Origin of the sequence: Acetomicrobium sp. S15 = DSM 107314, assembly GCF_016125955.1 — a bacterium.
Lineage (GTDB): Bacteria > Synergistota > Synergistia > Synergistales > Thermosynergistaceae > Thermosynergistes > Thermosynergistes pyruvativorans.
In genome coordinates this window covers 59,681-74,797 of sequence record NZ_JADEVE010000073.1, presented here as the reverse complement: position 1 = coordinate 74,797, position 15,117 = coordinate 59,681, and the positions used below count along the sequence as shown (strand labels likewise).

The 15,117-nt window shown below is 54.1% G+C and carries 19 protein-coding genes and 1 pseudogene; 14 read left to right on the top strand and 6 right to left on the bottom strand.

Features of this window, described 5'->3' with window-relative positions; translation table 11 throughout:
• A pseudogene (locus tag EZM41_RS01685) lies at positions 1 to 118 on the bottom strand (hypothetical protein); the annotation flags it as partial.
• A gap of 396 nt (positions 119 to 514) precedes the next feature.
• Here EZM41_RS01685 and EZM41_RS01680 point away from each other — a divergent pair.
• The 7 genes from EZM41_RS01680 to hisIE are packed head-to-tail and all read left to right on the top strand — an operon-like array spanning position 515 to position 5,668.
• The gene (locus EZM41_RS01680) at positions 515 to 1,729 is read left to right on the top strand and encodes an ATP phosphoribosyltransferase regulatory subunit (RefSeq protein ID WP_198468752.1); all 1,215 of its coding nucleotides are present in this window, start codon (positions 515 to 517) and stop codon (positions 1,727 to 1,729) included.
• Positions 1,726 to 2,382, top strand: a complete 657-nt coding sequence (hisG, locus tag EZM41_RS01675) for an ATP phosphoribosyltransferase (RefSeq protein ID WP_342449200.1) — start codon at positions 1,726 to 1,728, stop codon at positions 2,380 to 2,382. The genes EZM41_RS01680 and hisG overlap by 4 nt, the downstream gene beginning before the upstream one ends.
• Entirely contained in the window at positions 2,379 to 2,945 is a 567-nt protein-coding gene (locus tag EZM41_RS01670; RefSeq protein ID WP_198468750.1) for an imidazoleglycerol-phosphate dehydratase, read from the top strand. The genes hisG and EZM41_RS01670 overlap by 4 nt, the downstream gene beginning before the upstream one ends.
• A complete protein-coding gene (gene hisH / locus EZM41_RS01665) occupies positions 2,942 to 3,562 on the top strand; it encodes an imidazole glycerol phosphate synthase subunit HisH (RefSeq protein ID WP_198468748.1) in 621 nt (206 codons plus the stop codon). Before EZM41_RS01670 ends, hisH begins: the two co-directional genes overlap by 4 nt.
• Positions 3,559 to 4,278: a 1-(5-phosphoribosyl)-5-[(5-phosphoribosylamino)methylideneamino]imidazole-4-carboxamide isomerase gene (locus EZM41_RS01660; RefSeq protein ID WP_198468746.1), complete on the top strand. Its 720-nt coding sequence runs from the start codon at positions 3,559 to 3,561 to the stop codon at positions 4,276 to 4,278. The genes hisH and EZM41_RS01660 overlap by 4 nt, the downstream gene beginning before the upstream one ends.
• Entirely contained in the window at positions 4,272 to 5,027 is a 756-nt protein-coding gene (hisF, locus tag EZM41_RS01655) for an imidazole glycerol phosphate synthase subunit HisF (RefSeq protein ID WP_198468744.1), read from the top strand. Before EZM41_RS01660 ends, hisF begins: the two co-directional genes overlap by 7 nt.
• Before the next feature lie 14 nt (positions 5,028 to 5,041).
• Positions 5,042 to 5,668 (top strand): bifunctional phosphoribosyl-AMP cyclohydrolase/phosphoribosyl-ATP diphosphatase HisIE, encoded by a 627-nt coding sequence (gene hisIE, locus EZM41_RS01650; protein ID WP_198468742.1) that lies wholly within the window; start codon positions 5,042 to 5,044, stop codon positions 5,666 to 5,668.
• On the opposite strand, the gene EZM41_RS01645 is transcribed toward hisIE, so the two are convergent.
• From EZM41_RS01645 to EZM41_RS01635, 3 genes are read right to left on the bottom strand one after another with little or no spacing between them, the layout of a single operon-like run.
• Positions 5,653 to 6,912, bottom strand: coding sequence for an ABC transporter substrate-binding protein (locus tag EZM41_RS01645; RefSeq protein WP_198468741.1), 1,260 nt, complete (start codon positions 6,910 to 6,912; stop codon positions 5,653 to 5,655). The genes hisIE and EZM41_RS01645 overlap by 16 nt on opposite strands.
• Positions 6,851 to 7,345 carry an adenosine-specific kinase gene (locus EZM41_RS01640; RefSeq protein WP_198468739.1) on the bottom strand — a complete coding sequence of 165 codons (495 nt, stop codon included), beginning with the start codon at positions 7,343 to 7,345 and terminating at the stop codon, positions 6,851 to 6,853. The genes EZM41_RS01645 and EZM41_RS01640 overlap by 62 nt, the downstream gene beginning before the upstream one ends.
• A 6-nt stretch (positions 7,346 to 7,351) precedes the next feature.
• Complete coding sequence (locus tag EZM41_RS01635) at positions 7,352 to 8,182, bottom strand: HAD-IIB family hydrolase (RefSeq protein WP_198468737.1); 831 nt, start codon at positions 8,180 to 8,182, stop codon at positions 7,352 to 7,354.
• A 324-nt stretch (positions 8,183 to 8,506) separates the two neighbouring features.
• On the opposite strand from EZM41_RS01635, the gene EZM41_RS01630 reads away from it, so the two are divergent.
• The 5 genes from EZM41_RS01630 (at position 8,507) to EZM41_RS01610 (ending at position 13,027) form a co-directional block, all read left to right on the top strand.
• Positions 8,507 to 9,658 (top strand): ABC transporter substrate-binding protein, encoded by a 1,152-nt coding sequence (locus tag EZM41_RS01630; RefSeq protein WP_232618929.1) that lies wholly within the window; start codon positions 8,507 to 8,509, stop codon positions 9,656 to 9,658.
• A gap of 102 nt (positions 9,659 to 9,760) precedes the next feature.
• Complete coding sequence (locus tag EZM41_RS01625) at positions 9,761 to 10,642, top strand: branched-chain amino acid ABC transporter permease (RefSeq protein ID WP_198468735.1); 882 nt, start codon at positions 9,761 to 9,763, stop codon at positions 10,640 to 10,642.
• 67 nt (positions 10,643 to 10,709) lie between these two features.
• Complete coding sequence (locus EZM41_RS01620) at positions 10,710 to 11,537, top strand: branched-chain amino acid ABC transporter permease (protein WP_232618952.1); 828 nt, start codon at positions 10,710 to 10,712, stop codon at positions 11,535 to 11,537.
• Complete coding sequence (locus EZM41_RS01615) at positions 11,524 to 12,285, top strand: ABC transporter ATP-binding protein (RefSeq protein WP_198468731.1); 762 nt, start codon at positions 11,524 to 11,526, stop codon at positions 12,283 to 12,285. The genes EZM41_RS01620 and EZM41_RS01615 overlap by 14 nt, the downstream gene beginning before the upstream one ends.
• Position 12,286: 1 nt before the next feature.
• Entirely contained in the window at positions 12,287 to 13,027 is a 741-nt protein-coding gene (locus EZM41_RS01610; RefSeq protein ID WP_198468729.1) for an ABC transporter ATP-binding protein, read from the top strand.
• A gap of 10 nt (positions 13,028 to 13,037) precedes the next feature.
• On the opposite strand, the gene EZM41_RS01605 is transcribed toward EZM41_RS01610, so the two are convergent.
• On the bottom strand, positions 13,038 to 13,481 hold the full coding sequence (locus tag EZM41_RS01605) for an OmpH family outer membrane protein (protein ID WP_198468727.1): 444 nt from the start codon (positions 13,479 to 13,481) through the stop codon (positions 13,038 to 13,040).
• 340 nt (positions 13,482 to 13,821) lie between these two features.
• Here EZM41_RS01605 and EZM41_RS14500 point away from each other — a divergent pair, with 340 nt between their 5' ends.
• Both EZM41_RS14500 and EZM41_RS01595 read left to right on the top strand, forming a co-directional pair.
• On the top strand, positions 13,822 to 13,929 hold the full coding sequence (locus EZM41_RS14500) for a MoaD/ThiS family protein (protein WP_446697801.1): 108 nt from the start codon (positions 13,822 to 13,824) through the stop codon (positions 13,927 to 13,929).
• 25 nt (positions 13,930 to 13,954) lie between these two features.
• Positions 13,955 to 14,482, top strand: a complete 528-nt coding sequence (locus EZM41_RS01595; protein ID WP_198468723.1) for a GNAT family N-acetyltransferase — start codon at positions 13,955 to 13,957, stop codon at positions 14,480 to 14,482.
• An 81-nt stretch (positions 14,483 to 14,563) separates the two neighbouring features.
• Here the strand turns inward: EZM41_RS01595 and EZM41_RS01590 are convergent, their stop codons facing one another.
• Entirely contained in the window at positions 14,564 to 15,049 is a 486-nt protein-coding gene (locus EZM41_RS01590; protein WP_198468721.1) for a hypothetical protein, read from the bottom strand.
• Positions 15,050 to 15,117 lie beyond the last annotated feature (68 nt).

The following is a 15,117-nucleotide window of genomic DNA, read 5'->3' as shown; positions in this document are numbered from 1 at the left end:
CGAGATCTGAGTACATGTATCCAGGATATCCCCTTCTTCCTGGAGCCTCTTCGCGCGCGGCACTGACTTCTCTCAATGCCTCGCAATAGTACAGCATGTCGGTGAGTATCACGAGGACGCGCTTAATCGCTTTTGGGTCTATCTTCATCGCCAAATCCCTTCACTCATCACTCATCACTCATCACTCACTTTCACTTTCACTTTCACTTTCACTCTCACTCTCACTTTCACTCTCACATCCACATTCTCCCGCGCGATGACCCTTTACAAACAGTCCACCCGCATGGTATCATTGCTTCCAGGCTGTTTTCATATCATACTATTTAGTTAATAGAATGTATTAATGTCGGCAAATACAAAGCCCTATGGACTGTGGGAAATTAAAAAACCCGAGCATGCCGGAGAAATACAAGAAAAAAGGGAGCGAACCACGCCGGAGCGGCGGCTTCTTGCTGAGCATTCGCCGGGTGAGATTTCTTCGCTCGAAAGCAATGAAAGGTGGATTTGAGGAGAAATGAAGATGAACCGGATACCCAAAGGGTGCAAAAACATCGGAGCTGGGCTGGCCGAGGCTATGGAACGGTGCCGAGCCTCGTTCCTTTCCGCTTTCGCCTCCTACGGCTACTGTCCGTTCTGGCCATCGGGGTTACAGCTCTTAGAGACAGCGCTGGACAAGCTTTCGCCGTACTTAAAGCGAAGAATTATACCCTTAAGTTCCCCTCACGGAGAACCATGTTGCTTGCGAACTGACATCACGCTCGGTGTCGTAGCCTATTGCGCGGCTCACCACCCGCCCCACGAGCGTCCGCTGAGGATATCCTATGTCGACCGCCTATTTAGAATTCCTTCCTCGCCCAGCTATGACATAGAGGGATATCAATTAGGGGCAGAACTCATAGGTTGGGAGGGAAGAGGGGCAGATGTGGAGATCATCTCGCTTCTACTCGAGTTCTTGGAGAAGTTGGGCTTAAGGGGGTATCGCTTGGTCCTCGGAGATGCGAATGTGATCGCCACCGCGCTCGAAGGAGTCCCGACGCCGATCTCAGAAGAGCTTTTATCGTGCCTTCAGGATGGCAATTACTCCGCCTATTACGCGACGCTAAAAAAGGAGGCCATTGACGGCGATAGGCGCAAGCTCCTCCAGGCACTCCCGAACCTTAAGGGAGCGAAGAACGTCATCGATGAGGCGAGCGTCCTTTTCGGTTCATTCGAGCCACTGGCATCTCTTAAGAGCATCGCCGATTCGCTCGAAGAGCTGGGATATGGTTCGATATCCTTCTTCGACTTGGGGCTCGTGCGCGAACTCGGTTACTACAGCGGCCCCGTCTTCGACATTTTCCTGGAGGGCGTAGGCGTGCCCGTAGGAGGAGGCGGGCGATACGACAGGCTCTTGGCTCAATATGGCGTTTTGGGACAGGCTGTGGGCTTTGCGCTCAACCTTGAGAGGCTGGCTTCGGCCTTGAGCAGGTCCGATTCCGACGCGGTTCCTAAACTGCTTTTATGGTGCGGTCTTTCATCGCCATCCGATACAGTGGCGCTGGCCAGACACCTCGTTAGCCTGGATATAGGGGTGGAGATGAGCTGGCACAACGATGCATCTGTCGCCCTGGATCTGGCTCGCCAGCGTGGTCTGTCCTGGTGGTGCGACGCATCAGCGCGCATCGTGAAATCTACGAAGGATCAAACTGCACTTTCTCTCGATGAATGGCTGTTGGAGGTAAGACGATGATGCTTTCTATAGTCCTTCCCACGGGTCGCGTCTTTGATGAAGCAGCTGAAGTGTTGAGAGAGATCGGCCTGCCCACCGGCAAGTTGGACCATAAGGGACGCAGCCTGGTCATAGAGGATGGCGGATGGCGTTATTTTTTGGCCAAGCCGATGGATGTCCCCCTCTTCGTGCACAGCGGCATAGCCGATATAGGACTTGCCGGAAGCGATGTGCTGTGGGAGACGAACGCAACGCTCATAGAGCTGGCCGATACGCGACGAGGTTTATGCAGATTGGTGGTAGCTGGACCCCAAACGGTGGCCCCGCGTTTCATGGGACACGAAAGCGCCCTCATGTGGCTCAAGGTCGCCACGAAATACCCGAGGATAGCCGACAGTCATTTCAGCTCTAAGGGCGTGCAAGTAGAGGTGGTTCACCTGCACGGATCGGTCGAATTGGCCCCGAGGTTGGGCTTGGCCGATTGCATCCTCGACATTGTGCAAACCGGGGCCACTCTCGAGGCGAATCACTTGACGGTGCTCGAAGAGGTGACCCCTGTATCCCTTCGTATGGTAGCCAGCAGATACGGCATCCAGCGAGGCTGGTCATCCATCTTGCCGCTGGTGGAAAAATTGCTCGACGTCACAAAGGAAAGGAGCCCGCAAGGCGAATGAGCTACACAGAGAGAAAGACAAAGGAGACAGAGGTCTCTTTATCTGTAGAATTTGAGCCGGGCGATGTGGTCATCGAAATGCCGTGCGGTTTTCTGAGACACATGTTAGAGTTGCTGTGTCATCACGCAGGTTGGAAGATGAGATGCCAGGCCGACGGCGATGTGGACGTAGACGCCCATCATATAACGGAAGACGTGGGCATAGTCCTGGGCAAAGCTATAAAAGAGGAGGCTTCCAAGCAATACCGTAACCGTTACGGTTGGTGCGCCATGCCGATGGACGGAACGCTGGTCGTCGTGGCGGTGGATATGAGCGGACGAGGCAGTCTCACCTGGAACGTTCCCTTTCCATCTTCGAGCTGCGGCGGTTACGACTTAGAGCTTTTAGAGGAGTTTTGGAAGGCGGCAACCAGAGAGGCCCAGCTCTCCTTACATGTTCATACTCTGGCTGTTGACAACAGCCATCATCTGGCAGAGGCGATATTTAAAGGGATAGGTCGAGCTTTAAGACAGGCCCTCGCCATAACAGACACAATGCCGAGCAGCAAGGGGATATGGATATGATCGTCATCGTAGACTACGGCGCCGGCAACGTTGGCAACGTCGCCAGAGCGCTGAGATACCTCGGCCTCGATTGGCAAATCGCTTCGACTCCGGCCAACATGCCGCACAACGCCGAGCTGATCCTCCTTCCCGGGGTCGGCGCCTTCGCGTCAGCCGTCAAAAAACTTGAGGAGAGCGGCTGGAAGGACGCGATAGCCGAATGGGCCAAGGGCGGTCGCCCTCTCCTCGGCATATGTCTGGGCATGCAGCTATTGTGCGAATGCAGCTTCGAAGACGGCCCCGCCCTCGGCCTCGGCCTTATCAAGGGAAAGGTGTCCAAACTCGACGTCCGCCCTTTGCCGCACATGGGATGGAACGACATACGATGGCTACGCCCGATTTCTCCCTTGCAGGAGGTAGCGCCAGACGGCAGCGCGTTTTATTTCGTGCACAGCTTCGCCCTACCTGTCGGGGAAGACGCGGCGGCCGAGACTTCCGTGCAAAACGTCACCTTCTCGTCTATCGCAGCAAGAGGAAACATCATAGGATTTCAATTTCACCCTGAAAGGAGCGGACCATTAGGCCTGCGCTTGCTGCAGACGACTATCCAGCTCCTCAAAAGGAAGGGCGGAGCATGACGATCTATCCTGCTATAGACTTATATGGCGGAAAGGTGGTGCGCCTGAGGCGTGGGGAGTTTTCTACAGCCGAGGAGATGGCACCAGATCTTTTGGAGGTAGCCTCGCGCTTCAAAGAAGCCGGGTGCAATTGGATACACGTCGTAGATCTCGAGGGAGCTGAACGGGGCTATCCTGCGCATTTGAGCGCAATCGAAAGGTTGAAGGGGTTGAACCTCAACCTTCAATACGGAGGCGGACTCCGCACTGTGGACGATGTTAGCGCAGCGCTCGCGCTCGGAGCAAACAGGGCCATGGTCGGAAGCCTCCTCTTCAGAGATCCGGGCGCAGCGACAGCGCTCTGGAAATCCCACGGAGAGGCCATCTTGCCTGCCGTAGACGTGAAAAACGACAGAGTCGTAATATCGGGCTGGCTCGAGGCAACGCCGCTTTCGCCCTCAAAAGCCATAACGAGTCTTGTCGAACTCGGCTACTTCAGATTCTTGGTGACATCCGTGGAGCACGACGGCATGAAAAGCGGACCAGATCTACCGCTATATCGCGAGCTGCTGAAGAGCTTTCCGGAATTGGCCGTCATAGCTGCCGGCGGCATAAGCAGCGTCGAGGATATAATCGCCTTAAGAAATCTGGGCGTAGAAGGTGCAGTAATAGGCAAGGTCGTTTACGAGCAATCCTTCGACCTAAAATTAGCCATAGAGGTGAGCTGTAAATGCTGATGCGACGCATAATACCGTGTCTTGATGTGAAAGATGGCAGAGTGGTCAAAGGGATACATTTTAAATCTCTGCGCGATGCCGGCGATCCGGCGGAGTTGGCGTCGATCTACATGGACGAAGGGGCCGACGAGCTCACGTTTCTCGACATATCTGCGTCTCTCGAGGGCGTGCGCACCCGCCATCAGTGGGTTCAATCCGTAGCGGAGCGGCTCTTTGTACCTTTTACAGTGGGCGGCGGCATCTCCAGCGCAGACGAAGCGCGCGAGCTGATCGCCTTAGGTGCCGACAAGATTTCAATAAACACGAAGGCGGTAGCCGAGCCTGAACTCATCACAAAATGCGCAAGGCTTTTGGGGAGCCAAGCCGTGGTTGTGGCCATCGACGCTAAGAGGCGCCCAAGCGGGGGATGGGAAGTCTACGTCAAGGGCGGCACCGAGCCCACGGGGCTTGATGTTGTAACGTGGGCCGCCGCAGCTGTCTCCAAGGGGTGCGGTGAGATACTCCTGACATCCATGGATCGAGACGGAACGACAGCTGGCTACGACTGCGAACTGCTGGAAGCCGTCTGCTCCACGGTGGAAGTGCCGGTGATAGCCTCTGGCGGCGCTGGAGAGATCGCCCACTTCGCCGAAGCTCTGAGAGTTGGGGCATCTGCGGTCCTCGCCGCCTCCGTATTTCATTTCGGCAAATTCAGCATACGCCAGGTGAAAGAAGCCCTCGTCAAAGAGGGCTTCCCCATGAGGCTTTAGGCGGTAAAGGCGACATGGCCAACTTAGATTTAAAAGATGTCAAATTCGATCCTCAAGGATTGGTGCCGGTAGTGGCTCAGGATTCGACGAGCGGCGAAGTCTTAATGCTCGCCTACGGCAATGCCGAATCCTTAGCGGAGACCGAGCGCACGGGAGAATTGGTCTTATACAGCCGCTCACGCAAGGAAATCTGGCACAAGGGAGAGACGAGCGGCAACCGCCTCAAGGTAACCGAGCTCAGGATCGACTGCGACGGAGATGCGATATTAGCCATCGTGGAACCCTTGGGCCCAGCGTGCCACACCGGAAATTGGAGCTGCTTTTATCGCAATATCCTCGGGGAACCGGCAGGCGACGGCACCTTCCTTGGCAGGCTATGGCGCTACCTCTTAAAGCGCAAGGGCGCCTCTTCTGAGGAAAGCTATACCGCCAGGCTCATTTCAAAGGGTCCCTTGCGAACAGGGCAAAAGGTAGGCGAAGAGGGAGTAGAAGTGGCTATAGCGACGGCCACAAAAGACAGAGAAGCCCTCGTCCGCGAGGCTGCAGACCTGATCTACCACCTGCTTGTGGCCCTGATATCCTTAGATGTCCCGCTGAATGAGCTGTGGAGAGAACTTCGCTCTCGTCACCGCCCTGCGTAATGGCCGATCGAATCGGGAACCTCCGACGATCGCACCCCTATGACGCGCTCTAAGACAGACTCCTTCCCCGAGATGCGCAAGAGCGCCACTTTTCTGGACGCGGGTCTATGGGTGGTTTTATCCATGCCTAAAAAATCGTCTCCCAGCGGAATTTCAGAGACTCCGCTCATTGCATCGGCCACGGATTTCCCTCCAGAAAGCCTCAACGCTTCGACGACAAAAAGGCCTGCGGCATGCGCCTTGGCAGCACAATAACGGTCGGTGACCCTTTTGCGCTCCACCTCCCAAGCACGAGCAGCAAGCTTGTCGAAGCCCTTGCCCCTCGCTGCCGGATAAGCTTGATCCGCCATTAGAAGCCCTTCCAAAGAAAGAAGCATGGAGGGCAAAAACGGCCCAGAATACCACACCTCGAGAGGTAGACGCTTTTCCTTTACCCTCCTCCAGGTCGTCTGAAGGTTCCTCGGGCCGAGACAGCTTATTAGAACAGTAGCCCCAGCGCTCGACGCTTCATCTTCGGCGAGCGGCATCCTACGAGCTGGGTCATGCCAAATCGTCATGGTTGCAAGTCCACGTTCTTTAAGGCTCTTTCGCAGGAGGTCGTAAACAGGATACATCTGGCTATCGTTAAGGTCGGCCTCTATGGCTACAGTTGCACCTTTGTAACGGAAAGCGGCATACTCGGCCAATGCTACCGCTCTGAAGGGATAATACAAGTCGAGGGCAAATGTATTTTTGAAAGGCCTGCCGCTCTCCCCAGAGATGGAGACCCATTCGCCGTTGGCCAAAAGGAGCGGCATATCATTGACCGCCGCAGCGGAAACGAGAAGTTTATCCATCTCGGGATCCGCGAGCGATATGACCGCTTTGATGCCGTTTTTCCTCCACTCATTTACGGCTGCAGGAGCATCTTTAGGCGCCGGTAACCGGGATTTGAGAAAGAGGACATCGCGCCCTGCCACTCCGTCTCTGCTGGCATTGGCCTCCTTCATGACGACCTTCAAGGCAAGCCATATGGACTCTCCTTCGTCGCTCTCCCACCCGTTCTCCGGAGGAAGGACAACCACAGGAAAGCTCCATTCCCTGCTGAGGTCTTCCTCGGCCGCAAGGGGCCCCGCAAAAATCGCAACCAAGGCGCAAAAACACAAAAGCGCTGCAAGGCAGCAGCCTTTCCCTGTTTTGCGGCTATCTCTTATATCCGATGACTCTGCGCAATAAATTCTTGCGATCTTCAATATCCGCCTCACCTTCTACCCCCTTCGTGGCAAAACCATCCACGACACCGGCTATGCCCCTGCCCTGCTCCGTCTCAAACACCAACACCTGTAACGGGTTTGCCGTGGCGGCGAATATGCGGCACACCTCTTGAACTGCCTTTAAAGCGTTCAATACATTTATCGGATAGCCCTTCCGCAACAATACCACAAAAGCATGACCCGTAGAGAGCCTCTTCGCATTCTCAATAGCCACGTCGACCAAATCTTTCGCATTCCCGTCGTATCGCACCAGGCACGGGCCGGAGGATTCGCAGAAGGCGATGCCGAATTCGAGCGCAGGTGCTGACGTGACCAACACCTCGTAGATATCCTCCACAGTCTTGATGAAATGGCTCTGTCCTAAGATGATGTTGCACCCTTCGGGTATCTCCAGCTGCACAATCTGCCACTTGGGTTCCGCCAAAGCTGATCACTCCTTACGTTGTATTTGCCTTAAAAAATCATCTTTCAAAAGCCATTGGGCAAGCTCCGCAAAGCCCGCTTCTTTAGCCGGGGGTATGACTTTATGGGCAACCTCAAGCAGCTGGGGCGGCGCGCTCGATACGACGACGCGAAGATCGGCAACTTGAAGCAGCTCGAGGTCATTCATATGATCCCCCACCGCCACGACGACATCAATAGGATCATTCGCGAGGGAAAGAAACCTCTTCAACGTATTCCCCTTTGAGGCCTCCGGAGGGATCACGTCGATAAAACTATTTCCCGCCATTGTGACGTTGGCCAAACCTGAGAGCTCACACTTCAGAAGTTCGAGAAGCCCCCTTATATCTCCATCGCACTGCTTGTCTATAGTATAAAAGATCACCCTGTAAACGGGTTCATCGATACGAGGCGAAGAAATCCTTTCCACGGGCAGACCGAGGGAGGAAAAATAAGAGATGGTGGCGAGGTCATCCGATCTGCAAAAAACCTTCTCATCGCCGAAGAGTTGCACCTTTAACGACGAATCCCACCCGACTTCCAACGCTTTGTTCGCGGCCTCTGGCGGAAGCAGAGACTCCCACATGACTTCACCGGTAAGGTAATCCATCAACCTCGCTCCGTCATAGAGTATGGCCGGCCCCATCGCTCCGATGACCTCGAGGTGGGGCTTGGCCGATGCCAAAATCCTCCCCGTAGCGCCCATAATCCGCCACCCGCGCTCGACCAGAAGCCTGCACGATCGCGCCACAGCTTCGGGCACATTATCGCGACTTACCAAAGTGCCATCCAAATCGCACACCAAAAGCCGCTCGCTCACATGCTTCCCTCCTTTTTTCATCGCATTTCCCAGCTGTGCGACGACAAAATAGCCCTCCAGGATACAAAGCTATTCTACTCTGCTCTTCGCCTCCAAAACAACACTGTTCATTTTAAACCACCCCTGCGCCCGTTGGCGACACTCGCCAAAAGCAATGCGCAATGGAGGCCTGCAGAATTGCCAAGTCGGTAGCGCACCATTCTTTCCACATTATCGACTGCCTCTGGGTTGCCTGTTTGAAAATCGAAAGCAGAACTACCGCAGTGGGCTACGTTCTGATAGAATATTCATAAAGGCTTCAATCACAAATGGGAGGTGATCGCGTTGAAGAGAGCAATAGCTGTAGCCGTCGTCATGGCGCTGGCGTTCGCAGCCAGCAGTGCAATAGCCCAGGAGACGATCAAAGTCGGTTACCTGGCAGCGCTCACGGGGGATTGGGCTGCTTATGGTCAAACCGAACTCAAATCGGCCCAGCTCGCGGTAGACGAGATTAACGGAAAGGGCGGCGTCTTGGGGAAAAAGTTAGAACTTGTGCCCTACGACTTCAGAACTAGGGCCGAAGACGCAGTGAACGCCGTGCGCAGGATGATAGAGCAGGATAAAGTATATGCCATAATCGGGGCCAACGGCAGCGGCATAAATATAGCTACGGCGCCCGTCGTCAACCGCGCTGGCGTATCGCAGATCGGAACAGTATCGACCAACCCATTTGTCACCGTAGACAACGACGGCAAGGTGCGCCCTTACTCCTTCAGGATCTGCTTCACAGATCCCTACCAGGGAAAGGTGCTCGCATACCTCGCCGCCCAAGAGATGGGCAAAAAGAAGGCCGCCATCTTATACGACGTGGGCAACGAATACTCTCAGGGCCTGCGCGAATTCTTTATTAAGAGCTTCACGGCCTATGGCGGTGAAATTGTCTCCGATCTGGGTTTTCGAGGCGCTGTAGATGTGGACTTTAGGGCCCAGCTCACGGAGATCAGGAACTCCGGCGCAGACGTATTGGTGCTTCCCAACATGGGCAAGGAGATGGCCCTCACCATAAAGCAAGCGAGGGAGCTCGGCATGGCCGACCTTTTGATCATAGGCGGCGACGGATACGCCGACTTCATGTGGGAAATCGCCGGCAGTGCAATGGATGGCACCTATTGGGTTAACCATGTAGCTCCCGAAGACCCGGCCATGCAACCGTTCTTCGCCGCATACAAGGAAAAACACAACGACGAATGCAAAGAGTTCGTAAACGGCGTTCTCGCATATGACTCGGTATACTGGCTGGCGGATGCTATAGAAAGGGGCGGCAAGGCTGACAGGAAGGCCATCCGGGATGCCCTTGAAAACACAAAAGGACTTCAACTCCATCATGCCGTGCTCACGATCGATCCGGCAGACCACAACCCGAAAGACAAAGACGCCGTGATACTCGAGTGTAAAGACGGGAAAGCGAGATTCTACAAGAAGGTAAGGCCGGAGTAAAAACCTGCATTGCTTTCAGACGCCGCGTGTGGAATCTTAAGGAGGCGGAGCGTGCACTCCGCCTCCTTCTTGAACGAAAATGCAGGATAGAGGTGGTATCCATTGGAAACGCTGGTCCAGCAGCTTATAAACGGCGCGTCTTTGGGTTCCGTATACGCTCTCATAGCTGTGGGGTATTCCTTGGTATATTCAATACTCTTGTTTTCGAACTTCGCTCACGGAGGCTTCCTCGTCATAGGCGGATATATCTGCTACTACGCATTGAGAAGTTTGGGAAACAACATATGGATCGCCGGCGGTCTTTCCCTCCTCGGAGCCGGCCTTTCCGCTGTTCTGACCGAGAGGATAGCTTACAAGCCGATCAGAGAGCGCACGAACATCACCTTATATCTCCTGATAGCGTCGCTGGGCATGAGCATCGTCATAGAAAACATCTTCGTCATCGTGGTGGGTGGACGTTTCAGGGCTCTACCGCCCGTGATACCGACCGATCCGGTTCACCTCTTCGGTCTTACCACGACGAGCGCTTTCGATCTGCTATCCCTCGCCGTGGCTGTGATCTTCCTCGCCGCGCTTCAGTTTTTCATTGCGAAGAGCAAGTGGGGGCTCGCCATAAGAGCCGCTGCCTTTGACCTTAAAACGGCTGGGCTTATGGGGATAAACGTGAACATGCTCATATCCATCGTCTTTTTCGTGGCTGGTATGCTGGCCGCCGTGGGAGGCATATTCCTCTCCGTCCGCTACACGCTGTATCCGCAGTTAGGGGCTATCACGATAAAGGCCTTCGTCGCTGCCGTAGTCGGCGGACTCGGATCTCTCCCCGGCGCGGTAATAGGGAGTCTCATATTGGGCCTCGCAGAGATGTTGACGGCCGGTTTCGTATCGAGCCAACTGCGCGATTTGGTGGTCTTTTCTCTCTTGGTCATAACGCTTCTCGTCAAACCAACCGGGCTGTTCGGGAAAAAGCCGCTGGAAAAGGTTTAAGAGGGTAAGAACATTGGGCTACCTTAGTGGAATAATAATACTTTTGTGTATAAATGCCATAGCGGCGATGGGCGTATCGCTGCTCACAGGATTCACCGGGGTATTCACGCTGGGACATGCGGCTTATATGGCCCTCGGAGCCTACACCGCCGGTATATTGACCGTCCAGCATGGCGCCCACTGGTTTTTGGCCGTCATAGCCGGAGGGCTCCTATCCATGGTCGTGGCATACCTGATAGGCATTCCGACCCTCAAGCTTATGGGAGATTATTACGCCATCGCCTCCATAGGCCTCGTCGAATCGATCAGGCTCATCCTGGAAAACTGGCAGTCGGTGACGCGCGGCGCCAGGGGTTATCCGGGAATAGAGGGGTTCACCACCCTTCCGATGGCCTTGGCCTTCTTCGTAGTCATGGCCGTAGCGATGGTAAACCTCATCAACAGCCGCTACGGCAGAGCTTTCAAGGCATGTCGCGACGACTACCTCGCGGCCTCGCTCTTAGGGTACAACACGGCTCACTACAGGGTTTTAAGCCTCGCCGTATCGGGGTTTTACTGCGGCATTGCCGGCGCGCTGTTGGCCGGATTTATGACGTTCATTCAGCCTGTGATGTTTGACATGACGAAATCCACTGAACTCACCTCCGTCGTAGTTTTCGGTGGGCTAGGATCGCTCAGCGGCACGCTTCTGGCTTCTGTAGCGATAACTCTCGTGACCGAACTGTTCCGCCCCATATCGCAATACCGCATGCTCATATACGGAGGAGTTCTTGTGGCAACCATGGTCTTGAGGCCCGAAGGGATCATGGGTTCCAGGGAGATATGGGGGCTCTTTAAAAAGACCGCATCCCTGCGCTCCAAAAACCAAAGAGGTGGCATCGATGGCGCTCCTTGAGCTCGTGGATGTGAGCAAGTCCTTCGGCGGTGTAAAGGCGGTAGACCGCTTTTCGCTCACGGTAGAAAAAGGCGAATTGGTGGGGCTTATAGGGCCTAACGGCGCTGGAAAGACCACCGTATTCAACATCGTAACGGGGCTTTATCCGTCAGAAGGCGGGCAGATCCTCTTTCGAGGAGAAGACATAGCGCCGCTAAAGCCGCACGAGATAGTGCCGAAGGGTATAGCTCGCACCTTTCAGAACCTGCGGTTATTTGCAAGATCTTCGGCCCTGGAAAACGTCATGACGGCCTACCGAAAGGGCATCTACTCTTTCATGGAAGCTCTGTGCCATGTGGGTAGGTGGAAGAAGACCGAAGAAGAGGCAAAAGCGCGCGGCATGGAGCTACTCGATCTCGTGGGCATAGCAGATAGGGCGGACCAACCCGCAGGCACACTTCCCTACGGTCATCAGAGAAGAGTTGAGATAGCGCGAGCGCTCGCATTAGAGCCCGAACTTCTGCTGTTGGACGAGCCCGCCGCGGGTATGAACGCAGAAGAGGTGGAAGGACTGAATGCCACGATAAAGAGGATCACCGCAGAATTGGGCGTAACTATCGTGGTAATCGAGCACCATATGGAGCTCGTCATGGAGATATGTCCTCGCATCGTATGCATGAACTTCGGAGCAAAGATAGCAGAGGGATCTCCGCAAGAGATCCAAAACCACCCTGGGGTGCTCGCCGCCTACTTGGGAGAGGAGGTTTAACATGACCAGCTCGCCGCGGCCCATTCTGTCTGTACGAGATCTCTCCGTAAGGTACGGCGCCATCAAAGCCCTTCACGGGATTTCTATGGAGGTTTACGAAGGGGAAATAGCCTGTGTCATAGGAGCCAACGGCGCCGGCAAATCCACGCTCCTCAATGCCGTAATGGGGATGGTCCGTCCGGAATCGGGCGAAATATACTTAGAGGGTAAGCCGTTGGCGAAGAAAAGCCATCAGGTTGTGGCCCAAGGGGTATCCTTGGTGCCCGAGGGGCGCAAGATCTTCGCCCCCTTGACGGTCGACGAAAACTTGACGATAGGAGCCTTCCCAAGGAAAGACAAACTCCAGGTCAAAGAAGACCTGGAGTGGGTATATACGCTCTTCCCACGCCTGAAAGAAAGGAAAGGTCAATATGCTGGCACGCTCTCCGGCGGAGAACAGCAGATGCTCTCTATAGGAAGGGCTCTAATGTCGCGCCCAAGGGTGCTGCTCTTGGACGAGCCTTCGTTGGGGCTCGCCCCCATCCTCATCAGGGAGATCTTCAAAGAGCTCGCGCGCATCAACCGCGAAGGCGTTACCGTTCTGCTCGTGGAACAGAACGCAAGGCAAGCCCTTATGCTATCTCACAGAGGATACGTGCTACAAACCGGCCGCATCGTAATGCACGGCCCTTCAGCAGACCTGCTTTCTAACCCTGACGTAAAAGCGGCATACCTCGGTACCCTCAAGACGTTAAGAGGATAAGTCGAGTACCTCACTTTTTCGTGGCAGACTGCTTCTTGAGCTCCTGTATTACGTCGTTCGTTATGTCCATGCCGCCGAAGAAGACCTGGTTCTTATCCAAGACTATCGTCAAGCCCTTCGCTTTGGCAACGGTTCGGATAGCTAAGTCTATGTCTTTAAATAGCGGCTGCATCAACTTCTGTTCCTCAGCAGCTGCTTCTTGACGCTTCGTGCGGTAAATTTTGGCTTGCTCGTCCTTGTTCGATGTAGCATCTATAGCCATCTTGGCTTCATTTTGCTTGCTTTGGACCACTTGCTGGATCTGCTTTTGCGTGTCTTGAAATTTTGGGTGATTGAGGAGAACCTCCTGAGGATCGAGAACCCCTATCTTTTCTTCAGCGAAAGCCGCACCTCCGATCAAGGCCAAAGCACAAGCCGCAAACACCAAAAACAGGATACTTTTACGCAAAACCATCACACATACCTCCCACAATACAGATCATGCCGCTTGAACTATTACTCTAACTCAAGAGAGCCGCACAGTCCATAGGTATAATTGCTTAATGGCGAGGCGGGTTTCGTTCGGCCTCCGGAGCAATTGTAAATATAAGGCAACTATCCCGCAAAGAAAAGGGGGCAATGTCATGAAAGTTAAACTTTACGCCACGCTGCGCAAGGCGACTCAGCGCAAGGAAGTAGAAATTACACTATCGGAAACTGTTGCGGAGGAATTGTTAAAGCGCCTGATCGATCCATAATACTACGCCGAATTCGAGGGACTATTGACGGATGAGAGAAAAGGACTGGCCAAGGGAGTGATGTTCTCGGTAAACGACAAAAATATGTTACACCTCCAAGGGCTCGAGACGCCGCTCAAGGATGAAGACGCTATAGAGTTATTTCCGCCTGTTACATGTGATTAGTATATTAACAATGGGAGGTAATGCCTTGGAATACACATTCAGCACGCCGCGCACGCTTTTGCGAGGGCTCGAAAGGGAAGACTGCAAGATCATAGCCGATTTCTACAACAATAGAGAGCTCTTGGAGGGCTTTCTCTTCCCCCACGAGCCGGTGTTCCCGGCCACTAAGGCCGAGGTCGAGGGGTTGGTGGACTATTTCAAACAGGGGAATTGGTTTGCCCTTTGCGTGGAACATCGAGAGACGAACAAGCCCATAGGCTTTGCCGCCATAAAACCCTACATGACGAACAGGGTGAGCTTCATATCCATATGCCTCTCGCCCGAGTTCTGGGGTCAGGGCTATGGCACGGAGGTCATGAATGCACTCTTAGAGATATCGTTTGACCAGTTTAACATGAGAAAAGCTTGCCTTTGTGTCTGCAGTTTCAACGAGAGGGCAATAAGGAGCTACATGAAGGTTGGATTTGAAGTCGAAGGCAGGCTCAAGGAAGTCGTATACAGGAACGGGCGATACTTCGATCTCGTTTGGATGGGGTTGACCAAAAAAGGGTAATCCCTTTTGCCAAAAACTCATCGCAGGGCTCGTCTCGATACGAAGCAGCGGATGCAGGCCGTAAAGACCTTCCGATAACCTTTATGTTCGGCCCGACAGCTCAGCCTCATATTTGCCTTTTAGCTCTTTATATGTCTCCTCGCTGATGCGGCCCGAAAGTAATGCCTCTTCCAGGGCATCGAGCCTCTTTTTTAGCTCTTCCCTTCTGCTTGAGGTGGTGCTCGAGGCGTTGCTGCCGCCCTGTGGGGTTCGAGTCAAAGGGGGAGGAGGATAAGGGGCACTCGTGGGAAAGTATTTCCTCCAAAAAAGCGAGTTCAAAAGCCACCACAGGCCCACCCCCAAGAGCACCATAACAATAGCAGCAAACAGCATACCTGGCAAAAACATCATGGACATGCCCCATCCGAAGTGCCATCTGTAACCGCCATTGTAATAAGCACTCCCCGGACCGGAGCGCATGAAAAGGAAGGCTCTCACGGCCCACATCGCCACGACCGCCACAGCCAAGACCATCATCACGTTTACAAACCATCGGGGCATTCTCGGGCCCCAGGGATCCAAACTCATACCTATTCCTCCACCTACATGGCAAGACTGAGATCTTACGCTTGATATTATACATCGCCCATCATTCT